Here is a 20,389-nt window from a genome sequence, read left to right on the forward strand (position 1 = left end):
AGTTTTTTAGTCTGAATAAGCGAAGCGTCGCTTGCTTTGATCCACGAATCGCGCCGGAAAGTCTCTGACGTTTTCAACTGGGTATTTTTACAGAATATTTCCGATAATCAATGCCTCATACCATGAAATTTTCACTTATTACGCATTAATTTCGGCCAAAGTCTCTAAAAAATTTTGTCATTAACGACTTTAGTCTAAAAAAACATCACAGCAAGTTTTAATTCGGCAGCCCGCCTCCATCAAAGGATTGAGGCGAGTGCGTTTACGCAGATGTAGCCAGGCGGGATCACAAGGTTAATACAACTTTGCCTCTATGTTCTCCCGACTGCATCAGCGCATGGGCCTTGGCCGCCTCGGCCAGTGGAAAGGTGGCACAGATATGCGGCACGATTTTCTGGCTATCGAGCAAAGGCCAAACCTGCTCACGTAATTGCTTGGCGATTTCGGCTTTTGCCGCAACGCTCTGCGGTCTTAAGGTTGACCCGGTCCACACAATACGTTTGGCCATCAACTGCAGAATGTTCACCTCAGCCTTACCGCTACGTTGGGTCGACACTGACACCATGCGGCCATCTAGCGCTAATGCTTGAAGATTCAAGTTGATAAAGTCGCCACCAGCAATATCAAACACCACATTGACGCCCTTGCCTTGGGTAAAGGCCATGACTTCTTCCACGAAGTTCTGGGTGTTGTAGTTCACCACCAGATGGGCGCCTAATCCGGCGCAATAGTCGCGCTTGGCATCCTGTCCCGTGGTCGCAATCACGGTCGCACCAAGATGCTTAGCGAGGGAAATCGCCGTGCTGCCAATGCCACCCGAACCACCGTGGATCAACACGGTTTCACCCACCTTGAGTCCCGCGCGCATAAAGAGGTTGCCCCACACAGTGAAAAAGGTTTCGGGCAGCGCCGCCGCTTGCACCTCAGAAAAGCCCTGTGGAATAGGTAAACAATGCTCAGCATAGGTTAAGGTGTACTCGCCGTAGCCACCGCCGGGCACTAAAGCACAAACCTTATCTCCTAACTGCCATTGAGTCACGCCGTCGCCCAAGGCGCAGATCTCCCCCGCGACTTCCAGCCCAATAATCGGCGATGCCCCAGGTGGTGGTGGATACATTCCCATCCTTTGTTTGATATCGGGTCCATTCACCCCGGCTGCGCGGTTACGAATCAAGACTTGGCCAGCACTCGGTACGGGCAATGGCGAGCGTGTCAGCTGCATCACCTCAGGCTCGCCAGGCTGCTCAAGATAAATATGCGTGTAATCATGGGGTAATTCGGACATAACGTGCTCCTAGGAGAATACAGAGTACTGCCGCTAACAAGGCGGTCTTCACTGCTGGTTAGCAGCCATTTCAGGCATAGTTGGATATGGGGATAAATCGATAATCATAGCCACGATAGGGCTAGACTATCCCAAGTTCAAACACTAAAACTGGCATGACTCTCAAAGCTTTTCAAGCGCTTGTACTCTTGCCTTGGCCTTAGCTTCGTAATCATTCGTAAAGGATTTAGCCAGTTCAATGCTGTGCTGATAGAGCGCAAGGGCGCGCTCTGGCTCAACGCTGCCACCTTCGCCCGTATCGAGTAGGCTCGCAAGCTGAAAATAGGCACGCCCCAACACATCCCGCTGCATGCCTTGTTTATCACCCTGCGAAACCACTTTTTCGAGCCAGATGCGCGCTTGGTGCGCATCACGCGTGTCGGGTTTTAACAGAATATCCGCATATTCTGCGGCAGCATACAAATCCCGCTCGGCGGCAATCTGCCAAAACTCTTGGCTTTGTTCAAAATCCTCGAGCAAATAATAGTAATCACTGGCGGCGCTATGGGCTAAGGCCGGATCAGCCTGCACACTCATACGATAGTGAGTTAATGCTGCCGTTGCATCATGGTAGGGCGACCAAGGCAATGCTTGGTACAGCGCCATCATACTCATGGCCTCGGGAACACCTTGATTAACCAACTGATTTAACTGCTCCCAAGCGCTGGCTTGGACGCTTTTCGCCTCGGCCGTATTCGGTTTACCTTGCAGTATGGTCTCAAATGGCTGACGAATCAGTTCCAATGTGGCCTCGACATCCCCAAGCCTTGCCGCGCGTTGTAGCCAATAACGGCTCAGCTCAACCTCGCCCGCATAGGCTGCCTGTGATTGCATCCACTGAATCGCAATCAAGTCATCGCCCTCGGCCGCCTCTCGGTAGTATTTGCGCGCTTTTTCTTCATCCTTCGCCAGCGCATGACCTGCCCAATAGATGTGTGCTAACAATCGCTTATCTTCGGCCTTGCTACTCTCACTTAAGGTATTGAGCATAGATTCAGGCTTACCATAGGCATACAGATGAACGTCCCCGCGCGGATAACGATACTCTGTGCCATCGGGATAATGGACGGAGATATGCTCAGGCTGACGCCACACATTCACTTGATAATCTGGCAGAATTTCAGGATTAAACTGCACCCGCAGCACTGGCTGTTTATCGAATCGCACCATTTGTGTCGCCGCGCTTGACCATAAACGGCTGCTCGATTGCAGATTACTCTTAAGCTTTACCTCAAAGGGGCTGTCGGTCTTGGGGCTGTAAATCACCACAGGGTAATACACGGGATTGAGGCTAAGCGGCAACGCCGCAACCAGATTGGTATCTTCTTCGCTGCCAGCAAGCACGGGCTCGATAGTCAGTGCCTGACTCAAATAAAAGCCATCATGGGGCGAGGCTTTAGTCGCAGGTTCGCTCGACGTTAATAGCGGTGACGTATGTAAATAGTCATCTTTTAATGACTTAACCTTTTGCCAAATGGGATGACTTGGCTGCAAGGTAAGGTCGAGGACTAAATCCTCTAATTGCCAATCGCAATCTCCGCCCCCTTGCAGGGCTAACGTCAGGTTGAAAGGTTTGGCATTGTCGGTCGTATCGAGGGATTGTCGCAGAACCGAACTCTTATTCAGCGTGGCGCGATAGGGGTTGGCAATATCACCATTTGGGAAACGGATTTCTTTGCGGGTACATGTAGAGGAAGTGTAATAACCAACTAATTCGAGCTGGGTGTGGGCGGGTAAGGTTCCCGTAAACTCGAAGCGTTGCGCAGTCTTTGGCGGCTTAGTTTGGTCAACGGGTAACTCCTGTAGCCACAGGTTATCCCACCAGCCCGCCCAAGCTGGCGCAGAGTTCATTAGGCTTAAACTCAAGATGAGGCTCAGGCCCAGCGCGAGCACTGCTACTTTAGGAACCAACCTCATAATGCCAGCTCTCCATTGCTGATGAGATACCATCGCCCTTGCTTTAATGTCTCTACATCGGTTTTCACCAATGGAACCACCCTTGTTGTTTTAGGCATAATGCCCGTGTGAGCTTAGCTCAGTGCCGCTAATGCCTTGGCCGCCTCACTAAAACGTGGGCGACTGGCGAAGTCGGCCTGCATACATTGCTCTTTTAACTGCAGCAGCTGTGCGTGCAGCCCCTCGTCCTCAAAACGATTGGCGAAGGGCAACAAATCATCAATCAAACAACCTAGAGCCCGCACCTCTATGGCCTCCATAGCCTCTCGCTCTGATTGGGATAGCTTGGCCAAGTTTGAAGCAGCACCAAAGTCACCGAACAATAGCGCCATCTGCGGATTAATCATCATATTGTGCGCATACACATCCCCATGGCTGATTTGCTGGGCGTGCATATGCGCGAGAGTCTCGGCCAACTGCAAGGCTATCTTAACTATGCCCTTAAGGCTGAATTCTGTGCCCGCCTTAAAGGTATCGCGGGTGCAGGTTTCGAGGGAGGGCGGTAAGCCTAAGTTAGAAAATCCTTGGGGAATTAACGCCATCACTAGCCCTAGCTGATCCTTCTGGCTGATATGCGCTAAGACCTTGATGAGATTTGGATGCTCGCCCGTGGTTAAACAACAATCCAACTCATCGGCAGGGTAACCGTCACTGGTCACCTCGCCCTTAAATAGCTTAACCGCAATCTGCTCAGTCCCCGTGGCGGCAACCATCACAGGATTTAACCAACGCCCCTGATAAATAATACCCGAGGCGCCCTCACCCAATTTAACACCGAGGGCGATATCCGCTAATGACACATTGGGCACACTAGCCACATCGGCATGGGGGTCGACTAGCGTATGGCTAAAGGGATTGCCCGCAAACGCCAGCCAAGTGAGTTTAGGCAGCTTAAGCAACCAATTCGGCAGCGCGGCTAAAGCATTTGCCGACAAACGCACTAGCTCTAGGTTATGGCATTGGGCCATGGATGCTGGCAGCGAGGTTAACCGATTGCCCGCTAAGGCTAATTTTTGCAGGCGATACAATTGCCCCATACGTTCGGGCAAGGCGGTTATTTGGTTATCCGTTAAGATCAACCAGCGGGTATGCAAGGGCAATGACGCCTCAGGAACCGAACGAATTTGATTCGCCTTAAAGCCAATCATCTCCAGTTTGGGGCACTGACCTAATACTTCGGGCAGCACTTCAAAGCGGTTATTGGAAGCAAACAAAATCTTCAAATGGGCTAAGCGAGGTAAATCGTCGGGCAGTGAACTGAGCTGGTTATTGGATAAGTCGAGGATCTCGAGCGTATCGGCTAAATCGAAGATCTCCCGCGGAAACTCGGTTAAGTTTTCAACCAATTGTAAACGAGTAATCCCTTTTAATTGTCCCGCTTTTAACTGCGCTAACGTCTGCACTCTCTCATCCACTGCAATAAAAAACCGCCGCTATCTTAGCGTATTTAGCGCCAAAGCTAAACGTAACTAATGCGGTCAAATTTTAAGCAAAGCTATTCACAAATGCGAAAACAGATTAGCATGTGCCAAATCATGGAATACCAAGTCATCACAGATTACAGGACAATCATGCGGAAAACCTTTCGCCAACCCCATGCCTTAGCTGCGCTCGTGGTCGCCATCTTGATGGGCCAGCTCAGCGGCTGCGCAACCACGTCGGCGCAAACTTCGCCTACGGAATACGCTGCAACCATGCCAGACGCCAAGGGCAATAGTGAAGAGACAGCACAACCTCAGCATGTTGAAACGGAAGTTATCGACGAGCGTTACGCCGATGTGTGGGAAAAAATTCAACACGCCCGCACCATTGATGTGCATGACGATGCCGAAGTCCGCAAACAGCGTAACTTTTTCGATGATAAGCAAAAGTTTATGACTCAGGTGACCCAGCGCGCCGAGCCATTTTTATACTATATTGTCAGCCAACTCGAAGCCCGCAACATGCCGCTCGAACTGGCACTCCTGCCGATTGTTGAGAGTGGTTATAACCCGCTCGCTCAGGCAAATGGCCCCGCCGGACTCTGGCAAATGATCCCTGCGACGGGACGTAATTTTGGCCTGACCATCAACTCGGCCTACGATGGCCGTAAAGATGCGCTGGCCTCGACCGATGCCGTGCTCGACTATTTACAGCACTTGCACGACACCTTAGGTAACGACTGGATCAACGCCGTTGCGGGTTATAACAGCGGCGAGCTAGTGATCAAAGCCGCTATCGATAGAAACAAAGCTAAAGGCAAACCCACGGATTTCTGGTCGCTGAATATTCCTGCTCGCCAAGTGCAAACCGTACCTAAATGGCTGGCCTTTATTCAAATTATCCGCGCACCTAGCCATTACAATCTCAAAGTAATGCCGATTGCCAACCGCCCATTTTTGGAGCGTTTACCTGCACCTAACGGCGTTGAACTCAGCCAAATCGCCAATGCCGCGGGACTCACTAAGGCGGAGTTTAAAACCTATAACCCTGGTTATCGCCAAAGCGTGATCCCAAGTAAGGGCAAATATCAAATCGCCCTACCGATTGAAAACATCGGCCAATACCAAGAGAATCAGCATCAGCTGTCCGCGCAAAAACATTACGACAGCCAAAGCTATATTGTGAAATCCGGCGATAGCCTAGGCACAATTGCCGCAAAATTTGATATCTCAGTCAAAGAGTTAAAACAGGCAAATAACCTCAGCTCCGATAGAATTAAAATCGGCCAAGAGTTAACCCTGTTAACGCCAATGAGCAGCGAGGATAACGCCTCGACCGAAACACCAAAACAGAGCAAAGCTCAAACAACGTCTCAATCGGCTAAGGCTAAAACCAGCAGTAAAACCGCAGATAAGCCAGCGGCGAAAGCCAGCACATACAAGGTGAAGTCCGGTGACTCGTTAGATAAAATCGCGCGTAAAAACAAAGTGAAACTCGCGGATTTAATGAAGTGGAACCAGCTGAATGCCAAGAGCATTATTAAGCCTGGCCAAGAGCTAAAACTGTCGGAATAACGCCGCATAATACGAAAAAGCACTACCTTGGTAGTGCTTTTTTATTGCCCAATCTATTGAACCAGCCTAAGCGATTAAAGCTTAACGAGATTATAGCCAAAGCTGGTTGAAGCGTCCTTGTTCAGCACCATAGTGACATTATCTTCGTTATTAAAATCCATCATCTCTGAAGCATAAACTACGGTTTTAGTGCCATTTTCCACCGCGATCACCTTGATGGAATACTCACCTTTTGGCACCACTAAGGACTGCGGCGCCGTTGGATTAACCGCACTGATCTTATAGCTTGCAGTTTCAATAGTGTCGTTCGCTTTTAAGAAGTACAACGTCAGGTTACTCTTGTCGGCAAAACTGACGATATCAAACTTAAAGCTGTAGGGACTCGGCGTTTGCGTTTGTTTCATCTCCATCGCCTTCACTTGGCTACCTTCTTCGGTAGTTTGCTCGTAGATGAAGATGGTTTTGATATCGTCCTGATTAAGGGTAATCAGCACATTATCAAGCAGTTTAGCTTGGCTAGTATGGTCAAACACGCTCACGCCAAAGTCATTAAACTCAGCGCCTTGATAAGCCGTCACGCCAAAGGGAGCCACATTGCTAAACAGGGCTTCTTGTTTATTACTCACGACTTTGACATCGACATTGTGCATTGCCAAGCCATTGAATACCCTAAAATCGACGCTGCTTTCAAGGGCAACATGGTTACGCACATTGGTGGTCGAATCGACGCTATCTAAGCTGATTTTGGCATTCGAAGCACCAAAGCTTTCCCTTAAAATCAACTTATAGGGCACCTTAGTCTTAAAGTTAATGCTTGCTGTGGTGTAGCTCACATTAGTGGTTCCCGCGGGAGCGAGGTAAACCTTGTAATCCCCAGTGTCCAAAATCTGCGGGGTTGAGACCTCACCGTAGGAGACACTGCCAAGCATCACCGCATCGGCAAAGCTTTGATCGGCTTTGGCAATATAGGCATCGTAGGCGGGCGCATTCATCGCCGTATGGGCGATCAATAATTGCATTTTACTCTTGTCCGCTTCGGCGTTTTGCTTATCTAACTCAGTGCGGGAGTAATTAATATTCAGCAGCGATGGCGAGGCAAAATCCCCATGCAAGACAAAGAAATGGTCTGTCGCGGTTTTTAAATCGATATCCTCTTTATAGAGCGAGATATCTTTGTTCGATGCATCTTTACCCATCACCTCGACGGCACTGACGCCTGGCGTTGAAGTGAACCTTGGCATCGCATCGGCGTAGCTCACGCTCTCATAGGTTTTATCACCAATCTTCAGTGCGGTAGCCGTACTTCCAGCCGAAGCATTGTAAAATTGCACATAGGTATCGGTCTTCGAGGTGTCCTCATCCTTTTTATTATCGGAGCCACCACAAGCGTTCACGCCCAAACAGGCGAAAGTCAAAACCGCGAATCCTTTTAGTTTATTGTTAAGCATCGTATCCCTCATTAGCAGACAAAAAATTCAGTTCAGTCTACGCAGTTATACAATGACAACAATGGCAATTTCCACTCAAAACAAAAACAAATATTTCACAAACTCAATAACTTAACAAACATTTCAATAACAACACCGAAGTTGATACAAATCACATTTTTTAGGCGTTTAATTGATACAAATAAGATTGAAGACAAAGGCGGTATCGTCTGATGTACCTATGTTATTTCAGCATGTGAATTGAATATGCTGTGATGCTAGCCACTATTGAGCAATATTTAATCGACCAATCAGGGCCGTCGGCGAACTTTCGATATTGATATCTATAAACGCCTGCTGCATGCCGAGATAGAATTTATCCCCGTCAGCGGCACCAACAACCAATGCTCTCCAAACAACCTTTGTGCCCGCAGTTAGACATTGCACAATAAAGTAAACACGGTAAATATCAGCTTTAATCCTGCGTCTGTGGCTGAAAAATGGCTTTTATCCTGTTTAGCAGCCAAGTGATTTTGGGATTATGGCTGTTTCTCTTATGCCAAATTAAGGTAAAAGGAATGGCGAGTTTATCAAGATATTCGCCACTTATCGGGATCGGGCGACTCACTAAATCAGGGTGTAATTGACGAGCATATTGCTCACAATATTGCGGCGCTACCGCCATCATGCTGTGGTGAGGCTCTGCCGCGACAAACAGTGACTGCTCAAAACTGGCTAAGGTCAGCACTATATTGCGAGTTAACCCAAGTTCGATAAGTACATCATCCAAGGCCCAGGTTTCACTCTTTTCCCACAAGATATTGATATGCGGATATTTAAGAAAAGTGTCTATGTTCCACTCTTCTTGCAAGGCGGGATGATCGCGGCGTAAGTACACCCGAGGGAGATCGGTAAATAAAACCTCAAAATCAATAAAATAAGGCAGTAAATCAAGGGATTCCCTGGAGCGTGGATGACTCTCTCGGCCAGTAAACCCCAAATCGGCCTCACCGCGAATAATGGCCTCGAGTGAATCATAATCCCAATTACGCACCTTCACTTTTGCATCAGGGTAGTGCTGGTAAATGGTCTGCGTTAATTGATTAAGCATAATGAGCGACAAAGGAGACTCAAGCATCAGCTCGAAGCTAAGCCCTTTCGCCATATCATCCCCGCGCTTACCCATGAGCTGTTTGCCCATTTGCAACCAATCGGCTAAGTCCTGCTCCATGCTTTGGGCTAATGGCGTGAGCTGCAATCCTTGAGGCGTTTTAATGAATAACGGATCGTCAAACCAATCGCGCAACTTCGCCAACGATTTACTAACGGTCGATGGCGTCACATTGAGCTTTTTGGCGGCCTTAGATACGCTCCGCTCCTGCGATAACAACTGAAAAGTAAACAACAGATTGAGGTCAAGCCGACTCAGGGATTTGCTCATTCGCTACCATTTCCGACAATTTAGGCACAGCTAACATTAGCGTGATACTTATCAGCGCTCCAACGGTGAGGATAACTAATAATATATTAATCGCACTCACTTCGAGTAGCCCCATCACCCAAATATACAAGGCCGAAGTACAGACTTGGGCTATCCCCAGTAATGAGCTAGCCACCCCAGCCCTCGCCACAAATGGGCTGAGCGCCTGACTCATGGTCACCCCAAATCCAATCGCAAACCCTGAACATACCAAACCAAAACCGAGCAGATTGAATAACTGACCCAGCCAGCCCAATTGGGTCAAGATGAACACCAGCGCTGCTGCGGCAAATAATGTCTGAGAGAACAAAATTAGCGATTTTTCTTTAAACTGATTGAGCAAAAAGGGCGTCGAAAATGAGGCCAGCATGCTTACCAATGCAGTCATCGCCATAGTGTTGGAATATTGGCCTCGGTCAAACCCCATCTGCCCCATAATCAGCATGGGGGACACATTCACATAGCTTAAAATCGTGGTTACGCCTAAGGTCGTTATAACCACGCGGCTGATAAAAAAGCCTTGTTTAAAGGATTCAGTTTGCATTCTAGGCAAAGTTTGACTGTGAAATGACGCTTTAGAATAAGTCTCACGCAAGACGAACAGGCATAGTCCAAACACCAGTAATCCCATTACCGCCATAGTGTAAAACAAACTCGGCCACGGAAACCTAAGCATGATCAAATGCCCAATTACAGGCGCGATCACCGGGATAATACAGGTCACGCCATTCACCATTGAGAGCACTTTAGCGCGACGCTTATCGTCTAAGACATCACGCAAAATCGCAAACGCGACAACATAACAACACCCCGCCCCGACTCCTTGCACAAAGCGAGCGACTAAAAACAGGTCACTGCTTTGCGAGCGCGCCGCAAAATAGGAAGCTAACGCAAACAGTAAGGCACCAAAGAGCGTGATAGGTTTACGCCCAATCCTATCGGCTAAACTGCCCGCAAACAGCATAGTCGTCGCCATGCCCGCAAGATACACAGAAAACGCAATGTGCAGCTGCGCCTCAGTCGCCCCAAGTTGATTGGCAATTTGTGGCAATCCCACCAAGTACATATCTATCCCTGTCGGGTACATTAGGACCAAACCAAAGCAACATAAAAGATATCGAAACATGACATGAACACCCTGCAAAAAGTTGCGTTTAGCCTAATGTGAGCGAGGCTTAAACGTGAGTGGCATTTTCGACAACAGCGATTTCCAATTGCGACCGAGAGGTATTGCAATGATCAATAAACCAAATCTCCTGTGACACGAGTATCACAGGAGGCAGATCTTCAAAGGGATTATGATTTAATCGCTCACTGAGCCATGATGGGTACAGGTAAGGTTTCGATGGTTAAACGCTTATCATCTTTGAGGTATTTCTGCGCCAATTGGTTTAACTCGGCGGGGGTTATTTGCTGTACCAGTGCCAATCGTTGGTTAAAGCCCGCAAAACGCTCCGGTTGGCTTTGGGCGGTTGAGGCCAAATCTAACCAAAAGTTATTGCTTTGCGGCGCCATATGCATCCATTCCAACACAGGTTGGCGAGCCCGATCGAGTAAATCCTCACTGATCCCCGAAGGCGTTTTAACCTGCTTAACTGCAGCGGCGTAATACTTAGCCACCTCTGGCAACATGGTCTTAGTTGTCACGCTAAATAAGCCAAGATAACCATAACCCGTTGGGTTTAAGTCACTGTATGAAAATGCCGAGGGTGAATAACTCGCACCGGCTTTTTCGCGAACATTTTCAGTGAGTAGGATGTTTAGTACCTGCTCGAGCAAACCTAAACCCACCAGCTCACGGGGATTGCTCATATCCGTCGTCGGCCATACCTGCGCTAGCGCCGCCATATCGACTTGACCATAATGGGTCAGGCTCATTTGTGCCGGCACTTTGGGAAACACAGGCACAATCGTCTGCCCCTTAGGGATCGGCTGTCGCGCAATGGCTCCTAGGGTTTGTGCAACCTCAGCAATAGCTTTGTCTTCATCAAAATCCCCAACAATCGCCAGCTCAATCGCCCCCTGCTGAACGGCAGAATGGAAGCTAGGCGCGAGTTCAGCAAACTGCCGCTTGAGGATTTCATCAGGATTACCGTAGCCATAACGTTTGTCGCCATTGTGAGCAATACGGGCAAACTGATTCGAAAACTCCAGTTGCGGATTGCTATGAATGCTCTGCTGCTCAGCAATCACTTGCTCACGGAATAACTGCTCGGCCTGTTGATCCATCCCGGGCTCGACTAGGTAAGCCGTTAGCACGCCTAATTGGGTGCGAAGTTCGGCAGCATTGGTGCTGATCTCGCCGCCAAAACTCTGTTCACGCAGACTCAAGCCCACCGAGATATCTTGCCCAGCAAAAATATCCTGCAAACTGTCCCAATCGTGCAGCCCTAAACCGCCCTGCACAAAGGCGCTATTAAACAGGTAAGACAAACCATCTAGCTCAGGGAATGGCACCTCGCCAAAACCGATATTGAGACTTACCAGCGTCATCCCCTGATTAAAGGGGGTAGGTTTTACATTGAGGCGTACACCGTTAGCAAACTCTAGCTTACGGATCCCAGTTGCGGCATCGCGCTGATCGGCAACAATCTGTCCCGGCTCACCAAATTGGCTATAGGCAAACTCGGCAATGCTCTTGGTTTCGGGTACTTTTACGGCTTGCTTTCGGCTCGCGTTGTAGGCGGCTAAGAGTTGTTTTTCAACATTTTCAATGGGTTTGCTATTGGTGAGATACAGATAAGGTATCCCTTCCCAAGCCTGTTTAAACGACTGCTGCAGTTTTTGCGGCGTGATACTTGGCATCAGCTTTTCAAACAGCGCCAATTGCCATGCGGGCTCCACTGGCACACGTCGGCTCGCCACTGTATTCACTAGGCTTTCGGCAATATTGACACTGTGGATGGTGTTACTGCCAGCGGCACTGAGCTGATAGCCCTTGTGCATTCGTTTAAGTTGCTGATCAATTTCCTGTTGGCTAAAACCAAATTCCAGCGCCTGACGCAGGGTTTGCTCTAATAACGCAATTCCCTGCTGCCAGTTGTTTTCCTGCGTCCCCAAGGTCATTTGCGTGCCGTAGGCAATATCGTATTGCGGGCCGATTTGTAAGCTTACGCCGTATAAGCCTTGGCTGTGCAGCAACTGTGATTCTAGGCGGCGATACAAAATACCATGGGCAACCTCTAATAAAATCTCCTGCTCACGCAGCGCAATCGTATCTGGCTTAGGGATTTGTGGTTTTAACAGCCCGAGGGAAACCGAGGTTTGCAGGCTTGGGTCAAAAAATGCCGCCGCCTCAACAGCGGTTTGAGCCTGTACCGTGCCTATGGATTGTGCCTTCACCCCAGCAGCCTGCGGCGCGGCTTGCCAGTCGGTAAATTGCTGTTTGATCTTGTGCTCGAGACGACCGACATCAATATCCCCCACCACAATTAAGGTGGTGCGGGATGGCGTATAAAAACGCTGATAGAGGGACAATAACTTGTCACGATTCGCATTTTGAATGCTCGTCGCCTCTCCCACGGGAAAGCGCTGCGACAGCAAGGTTTGCGGCATTAAAAAGGTTAACTGATGGCGATAGTTTTCTAAATCGGCGCTACTTCGCTCACGCAGTTCAGACAAGACCACCGCCTTTTCACGCTCGATAAGGGCGGGATCCAGCAACAGATTACTGGCGATTTCGCGCATTAAAAACAAAGCAGTATCGACTTTATCTTGGCTATTGCTCGGTAAATTAAACTGATAAACCGTCTGCTGGAATTCAGTCACCGCATTGGTATCGGCCCCAAAACTTAAACCTAAGCGTTGTAAGGTCGGGATCATCTCCCCCGCCGCGAGTCCGGTAGAACCATTAAATGCCATATGCTCTAAAAAATGCACTAGACCTTGCTCGGCATCCGTTTCCATCACAGAGCCTACATCTACCCGCATACGGACGATAACCGCCTGTTCAGGGGTTTTGTTATTTACCAACAGGTAGTGCAACCCATTAGCTAGGGTGCCTGTGTGTACTCGCGGACTTAAGGGTAAATCGGCCGACTCAGGCCACAGCGGCGCTTCAACCGCCCTTAAGGGGAAGGCCACGCTGATAAATAGCAGCCATAGCCACAGGTGTTTAAACTGGATTCGCTTGAAATTATTCATAAAAATTCATTTTCTCCCCCCAATTGGGTTCATTAACCGGAGAAAATGCTTACCTCAGTACTGATAAATTGACTTTTTACTATAGCCTCTAAAATGCTTTAAGTCACAAAATCAATACCTTACACCGTACCAAAAATATCAAAACCATGAATCAATAAGAAAAAATAATATTAGAGCTTGAAAGTATATGAGGGAAAACTCGTTGTTAACTTTATAAAAATATTCCTCTGTCACACTGCCACACATTGGCAATTCAGAACAGGCTTAATTAAAGCCTGTTTTATTCTAAATTAAGCAAGTCTGACTAACACAGTTAATGCATAGATAACCATAGCCCAATAGAAACCAAAAAGAGCAATCCAGATCCAATTCAACCAAGTTAAACTTGAATTATCCTCATAGTCTAAAGGTTCAAGCGCAAAGTTAATTGCTTTTTGAGCTTCATACAATGGATACAAAACTGCTAAAGGTATAAAAATAGAAATTAAAATAAAAAATGTTGGTAAAACTTCAATTTTATTAAGAATACTAGAGACTACGATAAGTAAAACGTAAGCTGTCGCTAATGCTGAATGATTCCAACGATAGCTTCTATTATCTTCTTTAATATATTCATTAACATAAACGAACAAAGAGTGTGTAAAAAATACCGTAAAAATGCATCGAGCAATAGGCCATGCATCTAAATCATAGTACTCTTTTAATGCCTGCCATTGCTTATAAAACCAATAAATTTGATATAGACCAAAGGTGGCAACAAACATAATTGTCAATTTAGCAAGAGAAACGTGAAACAGTGGAATTCTCTGAATATTGCTATCTACTGTTATTTGTTTTTCATCACTTTTTAATGGATTACTTTCCTGACTTATTACATCTTCCATGGAAGAATTCCTTTCTTTTAGTAGTCGTCATAACGTTAATTTTTTTCAAAAGTTCAAGCCCTTTAGTTGACCAAAACAATCTACCCTAAACCGCAACAACTGTTAACAACTACATAAAGAAAATTATTCAAGGACAGACAAGCCATATACAAACAAAAAAGCCCTTAAAATAAGGGCTTAGATGTAATTCTTTACGAAAAATGTCTCAGGTAAACGCTAGAACGGGATATCGTCGTCCCAACCATCATCCAAATCTGGAGTGAAGTTTTGTTGTGGCTGTGGCGCTGGACGTTGTGCAGGTGCCGCTGGTGCTTGATAGGCTGGTGCAGCAGGCTTAGGCGCATAACCACTTTGCTGTGGCTGAGCATGGGATTGCTGTTGCTGGCCATAGCTTTGCTGAGCAGGCTGCTGATTGTAGCCAGATTGTGGCTGCTGTGCAGGTGCTTGGTAACTTTGCTGTGCTGGCGCGTATTGGTTTTGCGCTGGCGCAGTTTGAGCCGGAGCCGCTTGGTAACCCGCGTTTTGTTGCATGCCACCCATAGGTGCACCTTGGCCTTGACCTTGGTTACGGCCGCCTAACATTTGCATGCTACCGCTTTGGTCGATAACCACTTCAGTGCTGTAACGATCTTGACCGCTTTGGTCTTTCCACTTACGCGTCTGCAGTTTACCTTCGAGGTAAACCTGTGAACCTTTACGCAGGTACTCACCCGTAATTTCAGCCAACTTGCCAAACAGAACCACACGGTGCCATTCAGTACGCTCTTGCTGTTGACCTTGTTGGTCTTTCCACGATTCGCTGGTCGCTACTGTGATGTTAGCGACTGCGTTACCGTTTGGCATGTAACGTACTTCTGGATCTTGTCCCAAATTGCCAACCAAAATTACCTTGTTAACACCACGACTGGCCATTGAAATCTCCTGCGATTCTTTAAATAATCTATTAATTCAGTATGTTGTTTATAATTGTTGCCGCAAGGGAAAATCCGCTTCCCTAAAACTCGCGGCAATAACACATATTATTGAGCAGAGCCTAACACAGCTCGGGCTTCTCTTAAATCGAAATGCTCGTCAACTTTGAGATAAGCAACTTTCTCGTCTAGCACCACAATCGCTTCGACCACACCCATCAATTGTGACAGCTGCGACGCCATATCCCGCGCTTGGGCCTTGTCTTTCACTTCGGCCTCTAAGGTGTAACTCTTTAGCAGCACAGGATTTTTCATTCCTAGGGTCAATAATAACCAAACGCCCATCAATACCAGCGCGACGATAAACACGCCCACGGCGCCGACTAATTGGAACGCACCGCCGCCAAGCATACCGCCACAGAAGGCGCCTAAGAATTGGCTGGTCGAATAGACCCCCATGGCCGAGCCTTTTTCACCTACTGGGCAGAATTTCGCAATCAAACTCGGCAGCGACGCCTCTAGGTAGTTAAAGCCGGTAAAAAACAGCAGCACGGCCACGCTCAATACCCAGAGGTTGTTGGCAAAAATCGCCATGGCCGCAAGGGCAAACATCATGATCACTAAAGCAATTTGGAACATCGCCTTAGTATTCTTACGCTTCACCCCGATGATGATTAACGGCACCATCAAGAAGAAGGCGCCCACAAACGCGGGGAAATACAGCATCCAATGTTTTTCTTTCACCAGACCCGCATCGACTAAATCGAGTGGCAAGGCGACAAACACTGCGGTTAATACTAAATGCAGAATAAAGATCCCCGCATCGAGCCTAAACAGCTGTGGATCGGTCAACATACGCTTGAGCTTGGCGGGCGCCGCTAAGGTATCGCCCTTAGGTGCATGGGAAATCGGATTCGGCACTAATAGCTGCACAATCAACATGCCAAGTACCGCAAGGCCTGCGGTTAGCAGGAATAAACCCGATAAGCCTAAATGCTGCGCCACAATCGGGCCGACGAGTAACGACAGGGCAAAGGAGCCGCCGATACACATGCCGATAATGGCCATCACCTTAGTGCGCTGTTCATCTCGGGTTAAATCCGCCGCTAAGGCCAACACGGCGGCGGCAATCGCCCCCATACCTTGCACGGCGCGGCCAAATACCACGCCGTAAATGGTATCGGCATTGGCGGCAATTAAGCTGCCGATGGCGAACAATACCAGGCCAGCGAGGATGACAGGTTTACGACCATACTTGTCGGATAAAATCCCCATAGGGATCTGCAAAACGGCCTGAGTCAAACCATAGGCACCAATGGCAATCCCCACCCAAAGGGGAGAAAAACCTTCTAAATGCTGACCATAGAGTGCAAAGACGGGCATGATCATAAACAAGCCCATCATACGTAAACCAAATACGCTGGCTAAAGAAAACGCGACTTTTTTCTCGGTTCCTGAAAGTCCGTTGTTACCCATGATTTTGCCCTGGATTGAAGTCTTTTAGGGGGCGCATGTTAACACACCCAAAAGCGTTTGCTCAAAAGGAAAAACCGCCCACGCCAAGAGTGTAAAACAGTGGATTTTGCCCCGCGCCAATGCTGATGCGCGCACCTTAGCGTACGCTTAGGCCTTTATTTTTAAGGCTTATCTAAAAGCCCATTGGCTACAAATAGTTAACTCGATGCTTACAGAACTTGGGTAAGTTCAAAGCCGATAGACGGATTAATCTTAGTTAATCCGCTAACTGCATCACCTTTTATCAGCAATACCAGCCCTACAACCGCGCCCAATCGGCATGTCAGCAAGATCACAGAATCGACTAAACTCGGCCGCCGAACTGTGCGATACTTAGGCTCATTTTTTTAAGCATAAGACTTGAGCGATAGATGGATAAGATTGAAATACGCGGCGCACGGACCCACAATCTCAAAAATATCAACCTGACTATCCCAAGGGATAAGTTAATCGTTATCACAGGGTTATCGGGTTCAGGCAAATCTTCCCTAGCATTTGATACTTTATATGCCGAAGGCCAACGACGTTACGTTGAGTCTCTTTCTGCCTATGCCCGCCAATTCTTAAGCTTGATGGAAAAGCCCGATGTCGACCATATCGAAGGCTTGAGCCCGGCAATTTCCATCGAACAAAAATCGACGTCCCATAACCCGCGCTCCACCGTCGGGACGATTACCGAAATTTACGACTATCTGCGTCTGTTGTTTGCCCGCGTGGGCGAACCACGCTGCCCGACTCACGGCCAACCACTCGCGGCGCAAACCGTGAGCCAGATGGTCGATAAAGTGTTAGAAATGCCCGAAGACAGTCGCTTAATGCTGCTGGCGCCCGTGGTCAACGGTCGTAAGGGTGAGCACGTAAAATTACTCGAGGGCTTATCGGCGCAGGGTTATATCCGCGCCCGAATCGACGGCGAAGTCTGTGACCTAACCGATCCACCCGCACTCGACTTACACGTTAAGCACACCATCGAAGTGGTGGTCGATCGCTTTAAAGTCCGCAGCGATATTCAGCAACGTCTCGCCGAATCCTTTGAAACCGCGCTCGAGCTCTCCGGCGGGATTGCCGTGGTCGCCAGCATGGATGAAGGCGCAACGGAAGAGTTAATTTTCTCGGCTAACTTCGCCTGTCCGCACTGCGGTTATTCAATGGCCGAGCTTGAGCCACGGATTTTCTCCTTTAACAACCCGGCCGGCGCTTGCCCCACCTGTGATGGTTTAGGGGTACAACAATTTTTCGACCCCGACAGAGTGATCACTAATCCTGAGCTATCCCTTGCGGGCGGCGCGATTCGCGGCTGGGATAGACGTAACTTCTATTACTTCCAGATGCTGAGTTCGCTCGCCGACCACTATAAGTTCGATGTCGAAGTCCCCTTCGAACAGCTGTCGGATAAGGTGAGAAAAATCGTCCTCTACGGCTCAGGCAAAGACAGCATCGCCTTTAAATACATCAACGACCGTGGTGATGTGGTGGTGCGTAATCACCCCTTTGAAGGCATCTTAAATAATATGGACCGGCGCTACCGCGAGACCGAAAGTAACGCGGTGCGCGAAGAATTAGCCAAGTTTATCAACACTCAGGCCTGCCAAAGCTGTGGCGGCTCGCGCCTACGTGAAGAAGCCCGTAACGTGTTTATTGGCGATCTTAACCTGCCGAAACTTACCGTTTGGTCGATAGGTGAAGCCCTCGAATACTTCGACAAGCTCGAATTCAGCGGCCAAAAGGCACAGATCGCCGAGAAGGTACTAAAGGAAGTACGCGATCGCTTAGGCTTCCTCGTTAACGTCGGCCTTAACTATTTAAGCCTGTCACGCTCGGCAGAAACCCTTTCAGGCGGTGAAGCGCAGCGTATTCGCCTCGCCAGCCAAATCGGCGCTGGACTCGTCGGCGTGATGTATGTGCTCGATGAGCCTTCTATCGGCTTGCACCAACGGGATAACGAGCGGTTATTGCAGACCTTAATCCACCTGCGGGACTTAGGTAACACAGTGATCGTGGTGGAGCATGATGAAGATGCGATTCGCATCGCGGATCATATTATCGATATCGGCCCCGGCGCAGGTGTACACGGCGGCGAAGTGATTTGCGATGGTCCGATCGAGAAAATTGTCGCCTGCGACGAGTCCGTCACTGGGCAATATATTTCGGGCAAACGCAATATCCATATCAGCACCCCACGTACGCCTTATGATCCCAAACAAGTGATTGAGCTTTATGGCGCCCGCGGCAATAACCTGCGCAATGTCGACTTAACGGTTCCGGTAGGCCTGTTCACCTGCGTGACCGGGGTATCGGGCTCGGGTAAATCGACGCTGATTAACGATACCTTCTTTAGAATTGCCCATAAGCAACTCAACGGCGCCACAGTCGATGAGCCCGCGCCCTACGATCGCATCGTCGGCATGGAGCAATGCGATAAAGTGGTCGATATCGACCAAAGCCCGATTGGCCGCACACCGCGCTCTAACCCCGCCACTTATACTGGCATCTTTACGCCTATCAGGGAGATTTTTGCCGCAACGCAGGAATCCCGTACCCGCGGTTATCAAGTGGGCCGTTTCTCCTTTAACGTGAAAGGCGGTCGCTGTGAGGCCTGCCAAGGCGATGGCTTAATTAAGGTCGAAATGCACTTCCTGCCCGATGTGTATGTGCCCTGCGACGCCTGTAAGGGTAAGCGCTATAACCGCGAAACCTTAGAGGTGCGCTACAAAGGTAAGAACATCCACGAAGTGCTGCAAATGACAGTGGAAGATGCGCGGGAGTTTTTCGATGCCGTGCCAGCCATTGCCCGTAAACTGCAAACCCTGATGGATGTAGGTTTGTCCTACGTGCGTTTAGGCCAGAGCGCGACCACACTGTCGGGCGGTGAAGCCCAGCGGGTGAAACTGGCGAAGGAACTCTCTAAGCGCGATACGGGTAAGACCTTGTATATTCTGGATGAACCGACAACGGGCTTACACTTTGCCGATATCCAATTGCTGCTCGATGTACTGCATCGCCTCAAATCCCACGGCAATACTATCGTGGTGATTGAGCATAACTTGGATGTGATTAAAACCGCAGACTGGATTATCGACTTAGGCCCTGAAGGCGGCGGCGGTGGCGGTACTATCCTAGCAACTGGTACGCCAGAAGATGTGGCGCAGCATCCGACATCCCATACCGCGCGCTTCTTAAAGCCGCTACTGGAGCGGGATGCTAAGCTAGCCAAGCAGTCATAATGTTAAGTGTCAACAGCGCCTTGGGCATCACCAAGGCGCAGTGATTACACCCTATTGCTGTATAGAACCATCCTAGGTCGGCCATTCGCCGTTTTCAATCGAGGAGAACATTGTGCCAACGCATCGCCCGAGTTTGACGAGCTTAAGTCGCGCTAATGTATTGCTGATTGCCTGCTTGGGGTTAACGCTTGTGGCGCTGGTTATTGCCGCTGTCGATCCGCTTATCGGTCAACCCACACGTTTAAAGGTGACAGTGTTAGACAGCTCAGCCAATAGTAGCCTGCTCGCCTTGCCCGATGGCCGGATCACCACTTTAGATCAAGGCGGACTCACCAAAAATGCCCAAGTTACTATTTGCTCACGAACCCATTTGGTCTCTGGCTTGGAGCACTTTCATTTAAGCCGCCATCAAGAAGCGACACTCTCCCCCGAGATCCGCGTCTTAGACTGATTCAGCATTACGGCCCATGCAGCCAAGCCAAATCCCTGTTAGGCTTAGGATTGATCATCCTATTGCCAATCTTAAGGA

Annotated in this window: 13 protein-coding genes; 3 read left to right on the forward strand and 10 right to left on the reverse strand. The window is 48.8% G+C overall.

Annotated elements, in window-relative coordinates:
• Positions 1 to 286: 286 nt before the first annotated feature.
• From M0415_RS14370 to M0415_RS14380, 3 genes are all read right to left on the reverse strand, one after another.
• On the reverse strand, positions 287 to 1,285 hold the full coding sequence (locus tag M0415_RS14370; RefSeq protein ID WP_086902171.1) for an NAD(P)H-quinone oxidoreductase: 999 nt from the start codon (positions 1,283 to 1,285) through the stop codon (positions 287 to 289).
• A gap of 162 nt (positions 1,286 to 1,447) precedes the next feature.
• Entirely contained in the window at positions 1,448 to 3,241 is a 1,794-nt protein-coding gene (locus tag M0415_RS14375; protein WP_086902172.1) for a tetratricopeptide repeat protein, read from the reverse strand.
• Between the two features lie 113 nt (positions 3,242 to 3,354).
• Positions 3,355 to 4,683: a leucine-rich repeat-containing protein kinase family protein gene (locus M0415_RS14380; protein WP_086902173.1), complete on the reverse strand. Its 1,329-nt coding sequence runs from the start codon at positions 4,681 to 4,683 to the stop codon at positions 3,355 to 3,357.
• A gap of 168 nt (positions 4,684 to 4,851) precedes the next feature.
• On the opposite strand from M0415_RS14380, the gene M0415_RS14385 reads away from it, so the two are divergent.
• A complete protein-coding gene (locus M0415_RS14385) occupies positions 4,852 to 6,276 on the forward strand; it encodes a LysM peptidoglycan-binding domain-containing protein (protein WP_086902174.1) in 1,425 nt (474 codons plus the stop codon).
• Between the two features lie 74 nt (positions 6,277 to 6,350).
• On the opposite strand, the gene M0415_RS14390 is transcribed toward M0415_RS14385, so the two are convergent.
• From M0415_RS14390 to M0415_RS14420, 7 genes are all read right to left on the reverse strand, one after another.
• Positions 6,351 to 7,724: a DUF4397 domain-containing protein gene (locus tag M0415_RS14390; RefSeq protein WP_342190668.1), complete on the reverse strand. Its 1,374-nt coding sequence runs from the start codon at positions 7,722 to 7,724 to the stop codon at positions 6,351 to 6,353.
• Between the two features lie 454 nt (positions 7,725 to 8,178).
• Positions 8,179 to 9,144 carry an HTH-type transcriptional regulator YidZ gene (gene yidZ / locus M0415_RS14395; protein WP_249556263.1) on the reverse strand — a complete coding sequence of 322 codons (966 nt, stop codon included), beginning with the start codon at positions 9,142 to 9,144 and terminating at the stop codon, positions 8,179 to 8,181.
• On the reverse strand, positions 9,119 to 10,309 hold the full coding sequence (locus M0415_RS14400; protein WP_086902177.1) for an MFS transporter: 1,191 nt from the start codon (positions 10,307 to 10,309) through the stop codon (positions 9,119 to 9,121). Before M0415_RS14400 ends, yidZ begins: the two co-directional genes overlap by 26 nt.
• Positions 10,310 to 10,494: 185 nt before the next feature.
• Positions 10,495 to 13,326, reverse strand: coding sequence for a M16 family metallopeptidase (locus M0415_RS14405; protein WP_249556264.1), 2,832 nt, complete (start codon positions 13,324 to 13,326; stop codon positions 10,495 to 10,497).
• Positions 13,327 to 13,616: 290 nt separating this feature from the next.
• Positions 13,617 to 14,210, reverse strand: a complete 594-nt coding sequence (locus M0415_RS14410) for a hypothetical protein (RefSeq protein WP_086902179.1) — start codon at positions 14,208 to 14,210, stop codon at positions 13,617 to 13,619.
• Positions 14,211 to 14,426: 216 nt separating this feature from the next.
• Entirely contained in the window at positions 14,427 to 15,122 is a 696-nt protein-coding gene (gene ssb / locus M0415_RS14415) for a single-stranded DNA-binding protein (RefSeq protein ID WP_249556265.1), read from the reverse strand.
• A 107-nt stretch (positions 15,123 to 15,229) separates the two neighbouring features.
• Positions 15,230 to 16,597 carry an MFS transporter gene (locus M0415_RS14420; RefSeq protein ID WP_088210090.1) on the reverse strand — a complete coding sequence of 456 codons (1,368 nt, stop codon included), beginning with the start codon at positions 16,595 to 16,597 and terminating at the stop codon, positions 15,230 to 15,232.
• Positions 16,598 to 17,007: 410 nt separating this feature from the next.
• On the opposite strand from M0415_RS14420, the gene uvrA reads away from it, so the two are divergent.
• Together uvrA and M0415_RS14430 are read left to right on the forward strand one after the other, a co-directional pair.
• Positions 17,008 to 19,860, forward strand: coding sequence for an excinuclease ABC subunit UvrA (uvrA, locus tag M0415_RS14425; protein ID WP_109287683.1), 2,853 nt, complete (start codon positions 17,008 to 17,010; stop codon positions 19,858 to 19,860).
• Positions 19,861 to 19,972: 112 nt separating this feature from the next.
• Positions 19,973 to 20,311 (forward strand): hypothetical protein, encoded by a 339-nt coding sequence (locus M0415_RS14430; RefSeq protein ID WP_249556266.1) that lies wholly within the window; start codon positions 19,973 to 19,975, stop codon positions 20,309 to 20,311.
• Positions 20,312 to 20,389 lie beyond the last annotated feature (78 nt).

This window comes from Shewanella sp. 10B (assembly GCF_023475885.1).
In the GTDB taxonomy this organism is placed as follows: domain Bacteria; phylum Pseudomonadota; class Gammaproteobacteria; order Enterobacterales; family Shewanellaceae; genus Shewanella; species Shewanella mangrovisoli.